Below are 14,875 nucleotides of genomic sequence, written 5' to 3' on the forward strand. Positions count from 1 at the left end.
GACCGAGCTAGATCAGGCTAATTTCGACATCGATGTTGCCACGTGTGGCCTTCGAGTAGGGACAGGTCTGATGGGCCGCGTCGACGACCGCTCGCGCGACGTCGGGGTCGAGACCCGGCAGGCTCACATTGAGGCGCGCGTTGAGGAAGTATGCACCTTCATCAACGTTCAGATCCACCTCAGCGTCGATTGCTGTGCCGGCAGGCAGCACGACGTTCATCTTACGGGCGGCGATCGCCATCGCTCCCTCGAAGCAGGCCGACCAGCCGGCCGCAAACAGCTGTTCGGGATTGGTGCCGCTGCCCTGGCCTCCGGGTGTCGATAGCCGGATATCCAGCCTCCCGTCGGAGCTGCGGGACGCCCCCTCCCGACCACCGGTAGTGCGGACTTTGCCGGTGTAGAGCCGTTTTGCTTGTGCGGTCATGTCATTGTTCCTTGCTGGAAGCTTGGCTGCTTCGACACATAGACAGACGTCGCCCGGCTGGCCCGTTATGGGTTATGAGGAGGTGTTAGTGCTCACCAGCAGGAGCAAGTCCTGAAGCAGAGTTACCGTTACGTCCCGCCATCGGTCGTCGCCCGGCGCGACGAATCCGTCCTCAGCGGAGGCCTTCTGCGAGCCAGGAGCTTCCCTTACTCAGTCGAAGGATGATTCCATGACACGGTCAGAGCCGCGGACGGCGACGTGATATCGTTTGGTCCTTTCACTCTGGTTGCGAACGAACGGCTCCTCCTGCGCCAGGGTGCGCCGGTTGATCTAGGCGCACGCGCCTTCGACATCCTGACCATTTTAGCTGCCCGCCCAAACGAGGTCGTCAGCAAGAAGGATCTGCTGGCTCATGTCTGGCCCGATGTCACTGTGGAGGAGGGCAGCCTGCGATTTCATATGGCCAACCTGCGAAAAGCCTTGGGCGACGGCAAGGACGGCGCGCGCTACATCGCTACCCTGGCCGGACGAGGCTACTGCTTTGTGGCACCGATCTCGCGATCGGGCAGTCGAATCGATGTGCACAGCGAAGTCGCCGCCAGCCATCACGCCAATCTACCAAGCCGGCTCATTCGGATGGTGGGGCGGGCCGATGATGCCATGGCGCTTTCAACCCAGCTCATTGCCACGCGCTTCGTCACAATCGTTGGCACGGGTGGGGTCGGCAAGACCACTGTTGCGGTGGCGGTGGGACATGATCTGATCGAGGTGTTCGATGGCGTCGTGGCTTTCGTCGATCTAGGCGCGCTCAGCGATCCCAGCCTGGTCGCGACAACAGTGGCCTCGACGCTCGGGTTGTCACCACAGTCCGACGACGCCATCTCCGAGCTGATCGCCTATCTCGCGGGGCGGCGGACCCTTCTGATCCTCGATACCTGCGAGCATGTCATCGATGCGGCTGCAGACCTGGCAACCCGCATCTTCGCCAACACGCCGCAGACCCACATCCTCGCGACGAGTCGTGAGCCGCTCCTGGTCGAAGGGGAGCACGTCTACAAGCTGGCGCCGCTGGCATGTCCGCCGGACGATCCGGAACTCACGGTGTCGGTTGCGCAGGGCTTCCCCGCATCCCAGCTGTTCGTGGAACGTGCCGCGGCGAGCGGCGCTCGCCTCGATCTTGACGACGCGGATGCCAAGGTCGTGGCCAACATATGCCGGAAGCTTGACGGCATGCCGCTCGCGATCGAGCTGGCGGCCGGACGGGTTGCGAGCTACGGCCTTCATAAGACCGCGGCCCTTCTCGACGAGCGGCTTACCCTGCTGTGGCCGGGGCAGCGCACCGCCCCGCCGCGCCAGAAGACCCTCCAGGCCACTTTGGACTGGAGCTTCGGGCTTCTGTCCGAGTTCGAGCGTCTGGTGCTTCGCCGGCTCGCCGTGTTCGTCGGCCACTTTTCGATTGAGGCCGCTCTGGCGATCGTGACGAGCCCCATCGCTGACGAGACTCTGGTGTTTGGTGCCCTCGACAGCCTCGTAGCCAAGTCGATGATCGCGACAAGACCGGCCGGCGCAACAATGCGTTATCGGCTGCTCGATACGACGCGGGCCTATGCTCTCCAGCTCGAAGTCCACGATGCCGAGCTGACGGAGCTGGCCGTCCGCCACGTCACCTACCATCTGCGATGGCTGGAGGAGACTGGAACTGAATGGCCGACCTTGTCGAGCGCGGCGCAGCGCGCTCTTCACCTCGCCGGCATAGCGAATGTGCGAGCGGCCCTGGAATGGTGCTTCGGGGCTAGCGGGAACGCCCAGCTCGGCATCCGGCTTGCCGCTGCCGCAGCTCCAGTCTTCCTGTCGATGTCCCTGCTCACCGAATGCCACCGCTGGGCTGCACGGGCAATTCTCGCTTTGGACAACAGCACGCGTGGAGGGCCCGACGAGATGCGCCTTCAGGCGGCCTCGGGTGTATCCCTGATGTTCACGCGCGGAGGACAGGACGCTGCACGCGCGGCATTGAACAGAAGCTTCGCCATTGCCGAAGAGCGAGGCAATGCGCTCGATCAGCTCCAGGTTTTGGGCCCATTGCAGATGTTCCACTTGCGCACAGGAGGGTTCAGGACGGCGCTCAGCTATGCGGAGCGCTGCTCCGTCATCGCCGGCACCATCAAGGACTCCGTGTCCACGATATTGGCGCACTCGTTGATGGGAATCTCGCTCCATCTGAACGGGGAGCATGGCCGTGCGCGGACTGCGCTCGAGGAGGCGCTGCGATACGGCCCTCGTTCTGACCGGACGACGACGAACTATCTCGGCTTTGACGGCAGAATTCTCGCCGACGCGATTCTGGCCAGGACACTCTGGCTGCAAGGCTACCCGGATCGGGCGGTGGAGCGTGCGCTGCTGACAGTCAAGGATGCGGAAACCGTGGACCATCCGCTAACGCTCTCCATCGCTCTGGTCTGGGCAGTTTCCGTGTTGGTCTGGGTCGGTGATTTCGACCGCGCGGAGGAGCACATCAATCGTCTTTTCTCCTGCGCCGAGCTGCACTCGCTCAGGCCTTACCTCACGGTCGGGCGAGGCTTCCAAGGAGAACTCGCCATTCGACGAGGCGATGCAGAAAGCGGGGTTCGGAGCTTGCAACGCGTTCTTCAGGACCTTCACGCGGCCCCATACGAACTGCTCACAACGCCGCTCAGCATCGCGCTCGTTCAAGGCTTCGCCGCAACGGGCCGTTTCGCGGAAGCCCTCGCACTGGTCAACGAGACGATCCGATCGGTCGAGACAAATGGGGATCTTTGCTATATGCCGGAGTTGCTGCGGTGGAAGGCAAACCTCGTCCGCGAGACGAAGCCGGGTGCTGATGACGAGGCGGAATTGCATCTCAGGCGGTCGCTCGAAATGAGCCGCGGTCATGGTGCACGGGGTTGGGAGCTGCGCGCCGCGATGGACCTGGCTGCCCTTCTGGCAGCCCGCAGCCAATACGAAAGCGCCCGAGCTTTACTTCAACCGCTGTTGGAGCGTTTCGCGGAGGGCTTGGATACGGCTGATCTGAAGTCTGCTGCACGCCTGCTGGCGACGCTGCGTTAGAGATGGCAGTTCACCTTTCCGTGAAACGCTGAACTGCTCCAGGCTTTACATCTCTTTTTCCCACCAGCCGCGGGTGTTCACGTTGGTGGCGCCGGCAAGAGCTTCCAACTGTGCGATGTCGTCGCTGGTGAGCGCGATGCTGCTGGCCCGGACCAGACCATCGACATGATAGGGCTTGGTGACGCCGACGATTGGCGTCGTGCTCTTGGCGATGGCCCAGGCTGTCGCGACATCGGGCGCTGCGGCGCCCTGGCTCTGCCCGATCGAGGCGAGCTTGTCCGTCAGCGCCTTCAACTGAGGCAGCATGTCATTGTAAGTTTCCGCCCGGCTGCTGCCTTCCGGCAGCGGGTTTTCCGGGCTGTACTTGCCGGTCAAGGCGCCCTGTTCGAGCACCATATAGGCGAAGAACGGGATGGCCCGGTTGCGGCAGTAGTCCAGGATGCCGGCATCCTCGGAGCTGCGGTAGAGGAGGCTATAGTGGTTCTGGACGGCTTCGACCCGGAACCCGGCTTCTCCAAGGATCTGGTTGGCGAGCTCGATTTCGCTCAAATTGTGATTCGAGACGCCGACATGCTTGACCTTCCCGCTCCTCAGCAACGGGATCAGGCGCGGCGTCCATCGCGCTACATCCGCTGGATTGTGAATCCAGTAGAGATCGATGTAGTCGGTGCCGAGGCGCGCCAGGCTCTGCTCCAGCATGTCCGCCACCGGATCGTCGCCGGTCCCCGCGGCCTGCGGGGTGAACTTGGTGGAGAGCTGGTAGTCGCCGCGGGCGTAGCGTTTCAGGACCTCCCCGAGCACGGTCTCTGAACGGCCCATGCCGTATACCGCGGCGGTGTCCCATAGGGTGAAGCCGGCCGCATGGGCTTTGTCCGCGACCTCTTCCAGGCTAGCCCGAGTGAGGGGGCTGCCGAAATAGCCATCGCCGGTCTCGCCGCTGTCGCCCCAAGCCCAGGTCCCCAGTGCGATCGTGGGGATCTTCAGATTGTCGATAGTCATGTTCGCTCCATACTTGCTCTGCAGCCAGGTTTGCTGTGACCCAGGCGCTGCCGACACTATGATAGGCGACGACGCCGGACCTTAGCCCGATGCGCCGGGATTGCTGCCTAATCCTCCGGAAGCCGCGGTTCGCATTGCCGCGTTTCCGCACGCGTGCGATGGTGCGATCCATGGAAACATTGACCGAAATCGCGGCCGTGATTGCCCGGCACGTCTCGAAGGATGGCTTCCACGCCGCTCCCATCGAACGCGTGACGCTTGCACGATCCTCCACGGTGACGATGCCGATGCCGAATGTCTACCGGCCGCAGCTGTGCCTCGTCGCGCAGGGGCAAAAGGAGGTAACGCTTGGCGACCGCGTGTTCAGCTATGCACCGGGCCGCTATGGGATCGTGACCTACGACCTGCCGGTGACGGGCCAGGTAGTCGAGGCGACGCCTGACAAGCCCTATCTCTGCCTGTTCCTGGATTTCGATCCGGTGATGCTGGGGCAGTTGGCGTTGCGCGTGCCGGCGCCGCCGGGAGCGCCCTCTCCGCCCATAGGCAAGACGGTGTCCGACGCCTCCGCCGGTTTGCTCGACGCGGTCCTGCGCCTGCTGCGCCTGCTCGAAGATCCGGCGGCGCTGCCCGTGCTCGGGCCGCTTGCCGAGCAGGAAGTTCTCTATCGCCTGCTTGCCGGTCCGGACGGCGCCAGGATGCGCCACATCACCTCCAGCCAGGGTCGGGTGGCCCAGGTCGGCCGCGCCATCGCCTGGATCGGGCAGAACTTCCGGGAACGGTTCAGCATCGATCGGCTTGCAGCGGAAGTAGGCATGAGTCCGTCGAGCCTGCACGAGCATTTTCGCGCCGTGACGGCGATGACGCCGCTGCAATTCCAGAAGCAGCTAAGGCTTCAGGATGCGCGCAGCCTGATGCTGGTCCAGGACATCGACGCCACGACCGCGGCCTTCCAGGTGGGTTACGAAAGCCCGACGCAGTTCAGTCGCGAATATCGCCGCCACTTTGGCGAGCCGCCGGCCCGCGACATAGCCCGCTTGCGCGCTTCGCCGGGCTTGGCAGTGGTCGCCTGAGATCAGCCTACTGCGGTCTCATTTCCAAAAACCGATTGCGAAATAAAAGCAGTAAGGTTAACCTGAACCGATTGCACAACGCAATCGGATTGCGCGGATGCCATGTGAGGAACGGCTATGGCCAAGCTTGTCTTCGGAATGAACCAGTCGCTGGACGGCTACGTCGATCATACGGAGTTTGGGCCAAGCCCCACGCTCTTCCGCCATTTCATCGAGGATGTGCGGCGAAAAGCGGGGAGCGTCTACGGTCGCCGCATGTATGAGACCATGCGTTACTGGGACGACGATCATCCTGAATGGGATGCCGATCGACAGGCCTTCGCGGCGGCGTGGCGGAACCAGCCGAAATGGGTCGTCTCGCGTACGTTGCAATCGGTCGGCCCCAACGCCCGCCTCGTTGGAGATGACCTTGAGAGCGCGATGCGCAAGCTGAAGGCCGAGCGCGACGGCGAGATTGCTGTTGCCGGCCCGGATCTGGCCCGGAGCCTCACCGACCTCGGCTTGATTGATGAGTATCGGATCTACCTGCACCCGGTCGTGCTTGGCCGCGGAAAGCCGTATTTCGCCGGACCCCGGCCGCCGCTGCGCCTCATGGCCAATGACCGGATCGACGAGAATGTGATCAGGCTGAGCTATGCTCCTGCCTGATCTCGCGAGATGCGCCCGCGCCGGGAAGCAGCCCCCGCGTGTCATTACAGGAGCGCTCTATTCCCCTCGACGCCACCGTCTGTCGAGGCGAAAATGAGGTGCCGGGACGCGGCGGAAAATTGGTAAGAATCTCAGCCCACCTGTGGTGCCGTTTGGGCCTGCAAGAGCAGCCGGCGTTCGAACTCCCACAAAAGGACCGGGCAGGCTAGAAGAGCCGCCGCGCCGAGGCCGAGGGCCGCGCCGGCACTGCCCGTCCAAAGCGCAAGCTTGCCGCCGAGCCAGGGCGCGACCAGCATCGTGGCGTAGTAGACCGTATAGAACAGGCCCATTCCCAGCGCGCGTGTCGCCGGCGCCAACGCCCGCGCCGGCAGGCTCATGATCGCTCCGGCTGGGAGCCCGCAGACCAGGCCGAGCACAACCACTGTGGGCAGCACCGCTGAACCGCGCCAAAACAGGAGGACCAAAGCCGCGAAGGCGAGACAGCTTGTCGCCAGCATGGTGTTGCGGCTCCTGGTCTGGTCCGCGAGATAGCCTCCGAGCGGAACCGAAAGAGCCGCGAGCCACAGCACGATGCTGACAGCCTGGCCTGCGGCGGCGGTCGACCAGCCGCGCTCGACCAGCATCGACGGACCGAAGCTGAAGATCATGGCGAAGCCGACATTGTAGAAGGCCCATATCAAGCCTGCCAGCAGCACGGCCCAGACTGCCGGTTTCGCGAGCTGCGAGCCTTCCGCTGAAGCCGGAGCGGCGGCGGTTCCGGGTGGCCGGTACAGGAACCCCACCAGCGCGAGCGCCGCGGCGATGAGCGCCATCACCGCGACCTGCGTCCCCGCTATGCCGAATTGCGCCTGTATCAACGGCAGGCCGGCGAGCGTGAGGGCGATGCCCAGGGGCCATGAGTTGATGAAGATCGCCATCGCTGTGGCGATCCTCCGGCCCGCGAACCAGTCGACGACCATCTTGGTCATCAGCACGTTCAGCAACACGCCTCCGACCCCGGAGATCAGCCGTCCCGCGATCTGCGCGCTCCAGGCACTCGAGACGAAAAGCAGCATCTCGCCCGCCAGCATCATTACCAGGCCGGCGAGCACGCTTGCCCTGTCGCCGAAGCGCCTGCCGATCGCGCCGCCGGGAAGCGCGATCGCAACGCCTGGGGCGAAATACAGGCCGATGAGCAAGCCGATGTCGGCGAGGTTCGAATCGAGCGCCTTGCCCAGTTCCGGCGCAACGGCCGCTATGCTCTGGAATTGCACCGCCATCGCGGCGCGGGCGACGAAGAGAACGGCAAGGATCGTCCAGCGGCTGCGCATCACGATCGGGCCCTGTGCGACAGGAGTGCCGGCCGGTGCATCGGTCGGATAGTGCTACTTTCGCCCGGCCCGCGACGGCCGGCGTTCCGGCGCTGCGTGCAAGCCAGCTCCAGCCTTGGCCCTATGGCCGAACTGCCCCCTGCCATCTTTTGCCCCACCGGATCGGCCGCCGCCCGCTACGGCCGGCCTACTTGCGCAATAGAGCTTTTCGGGTTTGCGGCCCGGACCTGTCTTCAAAATCCTAGCATGGCTCGGCTCGGACTGAAATGCGATTGCCGAGCTCGTCGCCTCCGGGGGCTGCGCCTCGCTCTGCAATCGGCACATCGTCATCGTGCCGGGCAACGGACGGTCGCCGTTACCAGCCCACAATTCGACACCGACTCAGTAGCCTGAAATCTCCTCGGTTGCCCCACCAAGCAGCCTGACATTGAGCCGGCCGCCGGTGAACAGCATGTCGTCCAGGGCCTCGGCGAGATCACTGGAGGTCACGGCCTCTCCGTCGCCCTGCATGATGCTGGTCTGCGCGGCGCGGCGCATCAGTTCCTTGATGAAGGCTGCGCTGACGCCCTTCGTGCGCGCCACCGCCTCGCTCACAATCTCGTCGGGAAGTTTCAGCCCGCCGCCATAGAGGCGCACCAGTTTTTCCCGGCAGACGTCGTCCGGCAGCGGCACCTCGATGGCCTGGTCGATACGTCCCGGCCGCCCCGTGAGCGCCCCTTCCAGCTGTTCGGGTCGATTGGTGGTCAGCACGAACAGGATGTCGGCATTGTCCTTCAATCCGTCCATCTCGTTGAGCAGCGTGTTGAGGAGGGATTCTTCGCATGGACTGCCCATCGTCTCGCGGTCGCGGGCGATGAGATCCACGTCCTCGATCACCACCGTTGTCGGCTGCAGCAGGCGCGCCAACGTCATGTATTGCGACAGAAGACCCATCTGCCCCGCCGTTATGATCAGCGTCGTGTGGCCGGGGAGATTGGCGGCGAGGTAGCGGATGGTGTGCGTCTTCCCGGTCCCCGGAGGGCCGTAGAGCAGGATGCCCTTGCGGGTGGATTGCCCAAGCCGCCGCAGCGCCTCCCGGCTTTCGATGAATCGGATCACGTTGCGGTCGAGAAGCCTCAAAGTCTGTTCCGGCAGGATGACCGCGTCGCGCTGCACCTGCGGCAGCCGATGCACCATCACGCCTTTGGAGCGGCCCTGATAGTCGCCTTCCGTTTCGAGCGAGAGAACCTTGCCGCGATAGGAGCGCGCGGCGTTGATGGCAGCCTCCAACTGCGCAAAGCAGCGGTCCACCAGCGCCACGCCGGCCTCGCCGGCCGGCACGGCGATCTCGACGCAGGTTCCGGCTTCGCGGCCATATTCCCGGTGAAAGGACAATACCACCGCGTAGTGCAGGTCGCCGTCGCGGTTGAGCCATAAGCCGTTGTTGAGGCACTTGACCGGCTCACTTTCGCCGATATCGACCTCCTGGAATTGCGCCGCCGAGATGGTGACGGCGTATTGTCCGTCCTTTGTCAACGCGGCATAGGTCAGCGTCTCATAGCGGTGCTGCTCGTATAGGCCGAAGAAGCGAATGGGCGAGGCCGAGAACAATTTGTCGAGCGCCACCTGCACGTCGGCGCGCATATGGCCGGGAAACTGGCGCGAGGTCGCAATGATCTCGTCATGTGCCAGCCCCGAAAAATGCCAGGCGATTGCCTCGTGAGCGTATTTGAACTTCCTGTCGCGTGAATCCTGTGTCGGATGGCCGATGGCGGCCGCGGCTCCGTCGGAAGTCGCGGTGACGCGAAGAGAAACCTGTGTCGGCCGGCCAGTGGGGGCTACGGCATCGGTTCCTCCGCCGGTTGCCACGGTGATGCAAAGCGGATGACCGGCCGCTCTGATGCGCTGCTCAGCCGTCTCCAGCATCGCCTTCGCGACCGCGGATGGATAGCTGCCGCACACGGCCTCTCCCTGTTGCGATATCGTCGCGGTCAAGGCTTCGGCCTCCGCCTGAGATCGGCTGAACACCGAGCGGATGAGATCGACGACAAACGCCCACGGCGTCTGGTCGTCATTATGAATGACAAGTTGTAGTGAATCGTCGGATGTGTGGCGCATTGTAACGGCTCACTTTCCCAGACTGCTTTGGGCCGGCAATAATTTTGCAATATCGCATGATTTGTTAATAGATCGCCGGTCGAAAGCCTCGAAATTGTTCGAATGGCCGTCTCAATGGTGGGCAGAGGACTAGGCATTCTCGCGGGGCTTCTTTTGGGGCATCACTTTCTCGACGGCCAAAGCGAATAACGTCATCGCGGCCATCTTTCATATCGAAACAAGGTTCGGCCCGTGGTGAAGGCCTAAGGATTCCTCGACAGGCCGCCGGATCAGTTGTGCTTCAAGAATTCCCGAACGGCGCTGATTGTCGGTCCGGGAGCCTCTTCCATCAGCCAGTGCCCTGACTCGGGGATGACGACCTCGGTCACTTTGGTGGCGGCGTTGCGCATCACGACCGCCTCTGTCTCGCCAAAGGATTTCGCGCCGCCGACGGCGAGCACAGGCATCGGCAATTTCTTGGCCAGGGCAGCCTGGTTGTCGACTGCGTCCTTACGAATCGATCGGAACTGGGCGAAGGCGGCGCGCATGGCGCCGGGCCTTGCATAGAGTTTCGCGTAGTGCCGGCGGGTCGCCTCGTCGATTTTCGCCGGCGTGCCCGCGAAGTCGTTCCAGAACCTGTCGAGATAGATGCGTTCGCGGCCGCGCACGAGGCGCTCCATGTCGGGACCGCCGAAGTCGAAATGCCACAGCCTTGGATCCCGTACGATATCGTTCCAGGGCGGAATGCCCGGCACCGGCGCATCCATGACGACAAGCTTCTCTGTCTTTTCAGGATAACGGGCCGCGTAGGCGTAAGCGACCATCGTGCCGATATCGTGTCCGATGATGTCGGCGTTCCCGATGCCCAGATGATCGAGCACGGCCCGGATGTCGGCGGCCTGGTTCCATTTTTCGTAGCCGCTCTCCGGGATCGAGGAAAGCCCCATGCCGCGCAGATCGGGAACGATGACGGTATGATCCGTGGCAAGGTCGAGAGCCAGCGGCTTCCACATGTCGCCGGTGTCGCCAAATCCGTGGATCAGCACCACGGCCGGCCCCGATCCGCCGATGCGCGCATAGATTTTGGCGCCGTTCGCGGTCACCATTTCCGTGTGGAAACCCGGAAAGGTGCCGCCTTCCGCGTGAGCAGTCATCGGCGCTGACATTGCCAGGAACAACGAGAGCGCCATCACCTTGCCGAGCATCTTTCCTCTCACCATCTCACCTCATAGGATCCGAAATGTAGAACGATCATTCTACATTAGGCAAGCACTGTTATGAAGGCGAGTCGGAGAGTTGATATGGGAGCAGGACGACCACGCGAGTTCGACATCGATCAGGCGCTCGACCGTGCGGTGCAGCTCTTCTGGCGCCATGGCTACGAGGGGACTTCAATTGCCGACCTCACCGAAGCGCTCGGCATCACCCGCGCCAGCCTCTACGCCGCCTTCGGCAGCAAGGAGGCCTTGTTCCAGCGCGTCATGGATCGCTATGAGAGCCGGGCCGGCGGTTACAGGCAGGCGGCCCAGCAAGCCTCCGCCCTTGAGGACGCAATCAGACTCCTGATGACCGGGCCTGTCGAGCTGCACGGAGACAGCCGCAATCCGCAAGGCTGTCTGGGCGTCCAAGGAGCGCTGTCTGTCAGCCCGATTTCGCAGGCGGTCAGAGGCGATTTGGCCGCTCGGCGTCGCCGCGGGGAGGCAGGCATTCTAAAACGACTGCAGCGCGCACAGGCTGAGGGCGAGTTGCCGGCCAGCGCGCAACCCGCGGATCTCGCCCGGTACCTTTCCGCGCTGATATACGGAATGGCGATATTGTCGGCTGATGGGGCGAACAAGAAGGAATTGGAAGCTGTCGCGGATATCGCTTTTCGGGGCTGGCCGAACGTTCGTTAGGCGACGGCGATTGTATGAACCCGTAGCGGCATAGGAACACTGCCGCGACTCGTGGCCTAGGACACCTCTCCTGCCCAGACGGCATTCCAACCGCTTGTCCGGCGGAAGTGTCCGTTGACATATATGCAAAACAGATATATGTAATTTGCATATTAGGGTATGCGATGAACGAGACCGATCTCCTCAAAGACTACGACCCGAGCGCCTTCCAGCGGCCGTCGGTGGCGGTCGACCTTGTGCTGCTCGGCATCCGCGCAGGCCGGCCGACCGTGCTGCTGGTCAAGCGCGATCAGCTTCCGCATGCGGGGCGCTGGGCGCTGCCGGGCGGTTTCGTCGGCATCGACGAGTCCCTCGACGCGGCCGCCGCGCGCGTGCTGCGCGAAAAAGCTGGAATGGCCGAGGCGCATCTCGAACAGCTCTACACGTTCGGCGCGGTGGATCGCGATCCGCGCATGCGCATCATCAGCGTCGCCTATCTGGCGCTGCTCACGGAGCGGGTCTTCGACGCGGCGCTCGCCGCGAAGCCCGCGCTGCTGCCGGCCGCGATCCATGTGCCCTGGGCCGGAGAGAGCGGTGGGCCGGTCGATGTGCTTGCGCCTCAAGGCGAAAAACTGACGCTCGCCTTCGATCATGCCGCCATCCTGGCGATGGCTATGCTCAGGCTGCGCGGCAAGCTCGATTATTCCGATGTCGCCTTCGCGCTGCTGCCCGAACTCTTCACATTGCGGCAGCTGCAAGACGTGCATGAGGCGATCCTGGGCACGTCGCTCAACAAGCCGGCCTTCCGCCGGCGCCAGCTCGACAGAGGATGGCTCGCGGCAACCGGCGCATATGAATCGGGCGCCGCTTTCCGCCCAGCTGAGCTTTATCGTTTCCAACCTTCCACGGCCGATTGAGGGAGAGACCACCATGGCCACCATTCGCAGTTTCGGCTTCATCGCCCAGCTTCGCAGTGAGGCAAGCAGCCACGTCATCCGCCACCGCAACGGCCGGGCGATCGAAAGCGGCCGCGGCCTGGTCTTCTGGTTCGTGCCCGAGACCGCCAGCATCGCCGAGCTGCCGATGGACGACCGCGAGATGACGCTCTTCGTCAAGGGCCGCAGCCAGGATTTCCAGACCGTCGCCGTGCAGGGCACGATCGGCTGGCATGTCGTCGATCCGGCGCGGCTCGCCGAGCGCGTCGATTTCAGCATCGATCTCAGGACCGGCAAGCTGCGCGGCGAACCGATCGAAAAAATCCAGGCCCGCATTGCCGGCATCGCCAACCAGGCGGTGCAGCAATATCTCGGCCAGGCCCCGGTGCGCACGCTGCTCGATGCCGGCCCGGCGCCCTTGCGCGAGCGGCTGCAGGCCCTGGTCGCGACCGATCCAGCGCTGACCGACATCGGCGTCGCTGCCGTGGCGGTCAGGCTCACCAATCTGACGCCGACCAGCGAGCTCGAGCGTGCCCTGCAGACACCGACCTTCGAGGCGCTGCAGCAGAAGGCCGATGAGGCGACTTTCCAGCGCCGAGCGCTTGCCGTCGAGAAGGAGCGCGCCATTGCCGAGAACGAGCTGGCGAACAAGACCGAGCTGGCGCGGCGCGAGAAGCTCCTGATTGCCGAAGAGGCGGAGAACGCCCGCAACCGCGCCGCCGGCGCAGCCGAAGCCCAGCAGATCGAAGCCGGTGCCGAGGCCGAGCGTATCCGCGCCATCGAAGGCGCCAAGGTGGAAGCCGAACGGCAGCACATCGCCATCTATCGCGATTTGCCGCCCGCGATCCTGCTTGGCCTTGCCGCGCAGCAGTTTGCCGGCAAGCTGGACAAGATCGAGCACGTCAACGTCACGCCCGACCTGCTTGCCACGCTGCTTGGCGAGTTCCGCAAGGGTCAGGCGGTGATCGAGGCCCGGTGAGGGAACGGACATGGCCGCGAACCGACCCCGCGCGGTCTTCGTGACGCGCGAGACCGACTACGAGCTGCTGATCGCGCGTCACGCGACGCGCGGCCAGGCCCGCTTCTTCCTCGAGACGCGCGGCCAGCGGCTGGAGGACGTCGAGGCCCGGCACGACCGCTTCCACGCGGTGCTGGGCACGGCCCGCGCCGCGGTGCCCGCCGACTGGCGGCAAACCCTGGTGACGCGCGCCGACCTCAACCGCTTCCTGTTCGCGCCCGACGACGTCATTGTCGCCGTCGGGCAGGACGGCCTGGTTGCCAACGTCGCCAAATATCTGAACGGCCAGCCGGTGCTGGGCGTCAATCCGGCGCCGGATCTCTATGATGGCGTCCTGGTGCGCGTCGGCATCGGCAGGCTGGCAAAACTGCTTGTCGCCAGCACCGCCGGCGATGTCGACATGGAATCGCGCACCATGGTCCAGGCCGAGCTCGAAGCGGGTGAGATGCTTCTCGCCCTCAACGAGATCTTCGTCGGCCATCGCAGCCACCAGTCGGCCCGCTACCGCATCGAGGCGGAAGGCGAGGCGGAGGATCACACCTCCAGCGGTCTCATCGTCGCCTCCGGCACCGGTGCGACCGGCTGGGCGCGCTCGATCATGGAAGCGACGCATCTGGAGCTGTCGCTCGGCCGCGAGGAACATGCGGTCGGCTTCTGGGTGCGCGAGCCCTTCCCGAGCATCGCCACCGCCACGAAACTGCGTGCCGGAAAGATCGCCGAAAAACCGCTCTTTATCACCTCGCGGATGAACGAGGGCGGCGTGATTTTCGCCGACGGCATCGAGCAGGATTTTATCGCCTTCGACTGGGGCAGGCAGGTGCGTCTGTCGCCGGCGTCAAGGGTGCTGCGCCTGGTCGTCGACCGGTAGGGCCGGGAGGCGCAGCGCCCGCCACTCAGCTCCTGGCAGCACCGGTCTTCCCGTTGGCGCCGTCGAGCAGCGCGATCAATCCCTTGAGGATCTCGATCGGCCGCGGCGGGCATCCCGGAATGTGCAGGTCGACAGGCACCACGTCCGACACGCCACCGACCACAGCGTAGCTGCCGGCGAAACAGCCGCCATCCTTGGCGCAATCGCCCAATGCAACCACCCATTTCGGGTTGGGTGTCGCCTCATAAGTCCGCTTCAGCGCCTCGCGCATGTTCTTGGTGACCGGCCCGGTGACCATCAGAACGTCGGCATGGCGCGGCGAGGCGACGAAGCGGAAGCCGAAGCGCTCTATGTCGTAAAAGGCATTGTTGAGCGCGTGCATCTCCAGCTCGCAGCCATTGCAGGACCCGGCGTCGACCGCGCGGATCGACAGGCTCCGGCCGAGTTTCCTGCGAGCCATGCCGTCGAGCGCGAGCGCCAGCTCGTCGACGGCAGCATTGCTGGCTCGTGGCGGGCGTTCCGTCAGGGGCGGGCGGATCAGGCTTTCGAAGAGCAGTTTTCGCATGGTT

At 64.1% G+C, this 14,875-nt stretch carries 13 protein-coding genes; 7 read left to right on the forward strand and 6 right to left on the reverse strand.

Going from position 1 to position 14,875, the window contains the following annotated elements:
• Positions 1 to 7: 7 nt before the first annotated feature.
• Positions 8 to 424 carry an organic hydroperoxide resistance protein gene (locus tag EN869_RS10580; protein ID WP_127226811.1) on the reverse strand — a complete coding sequence of 139 codons (417 nt, stop codon included), beginning with the start codon at positions 422 to 424 and terminating at the stop codon, positions 8 to 10.
• 258 nt (positions 425 to 682) lie between these two features.
• Here EN869_RS10580 and EN869_RS10585 point away from each other — a divergent pair, with 258 nt between their 5' ends.
• Positions 683 to 3,508, forward strand: coding sequence for a winged helix-turn-helix domain-containing protein (locus tag EN869_RS10585; protein ID WP_127226810.1), 2,826 nt, complete (start codon positions 683 to 685; stop codon positions 3,506 to 3,508).
• Between the two features lie 45 nt (positions 3,509 to 3,553).
• On the opposite strand, the gene EN869_RS10590 is transcribed toward EN869_RS10585, so the two are convergent.
• Positions 3,554 to 4,507, reverse strand: a complete 954-nt coding sequence (locus tag EN869_RS10590; RefSeq protein WP_127226809.1) for an aldo/keto reductase — start codon at positions 4,505 to 4,507, stop codon at positions 3,554 to 3,556.
• A 170-nt stretch (positions 4,508 to 4,677) separates the two neighbouring features.
• On the opposite strand from EN869_RS10590, the gene EN869_RS10595 reads away from it, so the two are divergent.
• On the forward strand, positions 4,678 to 5,577 hold the full coding sequence (locus EN869_RS10595; RefSeq protein WP_127226808.1) for an AraC family transcriptional regulator: 900 nt from the start codon (positions 4,678 to 4,680) through the stop codon (positions 5,575 to 5,577).
• Positions 5,578 to 5,694: 117 nt separating this feature from the next.
• A complete protein-coding gene (locus EN869_RS10600; RefSeq protein ID WP_127226807.1) occupies positions 5,695 to 6,225 on the forward strand; it encodes a dihydrofolate reductase family protein in 531 nt (176 codons plus the stop codon).
• A 131-nt stretch (positions 6,226 to 6,356) separates the two neighbouring features.
• On the opposite strand, the gene EN869_RS10605 is transcribed toward EN869_RS10600, so the two are convergent.
• The 3 genes from EN869_RS10605 to EN869_RS10615 form a co-directional block, all read right to left on the reverse strand.
• Positions 6,357 to 7,535, reverse strand: coding sequence for an MFS transporter (locus EN869_RS10605; RefSeq protein WP_127226911.1), 1,179 nt, complete (start codon positions 7,533 to 7,535; stop codon positions 6,357 to 6,359).
• A gap of 381 nt (positions 7,536 to 7,916) precedes the next feature.
• Complete coding sequence (locus tag EN869_RS10610) at positions 7,917 to 9,632, reverse strand: ATP-dependent Clp protease adaptor ClpS (RefSeq protein WP_127226806.1); 1,716 nt, start codon at positions 9,630 to 9,632, stop codon at positions 7,917 to 7,919.
• Positions 9,633 to 9,901: 269 nt separating this feature from the next.
• Positions 9,902 to 10,777 (reverse strand): alpha/beta hydrolase, encoded by an 876-nt coding sequence (locus EN869_RS10615; RefSeq protein WP_245489481.1) that lies wholly within the window; start codon positions 10,775 to 10,777, stop codon positions 9,902 to 9,904.
• 111 nt (positions 10,778 to 10,888) lie between these two features.
• Between EN869_RS10615 and EN869_RS10620 the strand changes: the two genes are divergently transcribed.
• From EN869_RS10620 to EN869_RS10635, 4 genes are all read left to right on the forward strand, one after another.
• A complete protein-coding gene (locus tag EN869_RS10620) occupies positions 10,889 to 11,506 on the forward strand; it encodes a TetR/AcrR family transcriptional regulator (RefSeq protein ID WP_348630831.1) in 618 nt (205 codons plus the stop codon).
• Between the two features lie 164 nt (positions 11,507 to 11,670).
• Positions 11,671 to 12,402, forward strand: coding sequence for an NUDIX domain-containing protein (locus EN869_RS10625; protein WP_127226805.1), 732 nt, complete (start codon positions 11,671 to 11,673; stop codon positions 12,400 to 12,402).
• A 13-nt stretch (positions 12,403 to 12,415) separates the two neighbouring features.
• Complete coding sequence (locus EN869_RS10630; protein ID WP_127226804.1) at positions 12,416 to 13,399, forward strand: SPFH domain-containing protein; 984 nt, start codon at positions 12,416 to 12,418, stop codon at positions 13,397 to 13,399.
• Positions 13,400 to 13,409: 10 nt separating this feature from the next.
• Entirely contained in the window at positions 13,410 to 14,306 is an 897-nt protein-coding gene (locus tag EN869_RS10635; RefSeq protein WP_127226803.1) for an NAD(+)/NADH kinase, read from the forward strand.
• 25 nt (positions 14,307 to 14,331) lie between these two features.
• Here EN869_RS10635 and EN869_RS10640 read toward each other — a convergent pair whose 3' ends face one another.
• Complete coding sequence (locus tag EN869_RS10640; RefSeq protein ID WP_127226802.1) at positions 14,332 to 14,871, reverse strand: NADH-quinone oxidoreductase subunit B family protein; 540 nt, start codon at positions 14,869 to 14,871, stop codon at positions 14,332 to 14,334.
• Positions 14,872 to 14,875: the final 4 nt, after the last annotated feature.

It is taken from the genome of Mesorhizobium sp. M2D.F.Ca.ET.226.01.1.1, from assembly GCF_004022705.2.
In the GTDB taxonomy this organism is placed as follows: domain Bacteria; phylum Pseudomonadota; class Alphaproteobacteria; order Rhizobiales; family Rhizobiaceae; genus Mesorhizobium.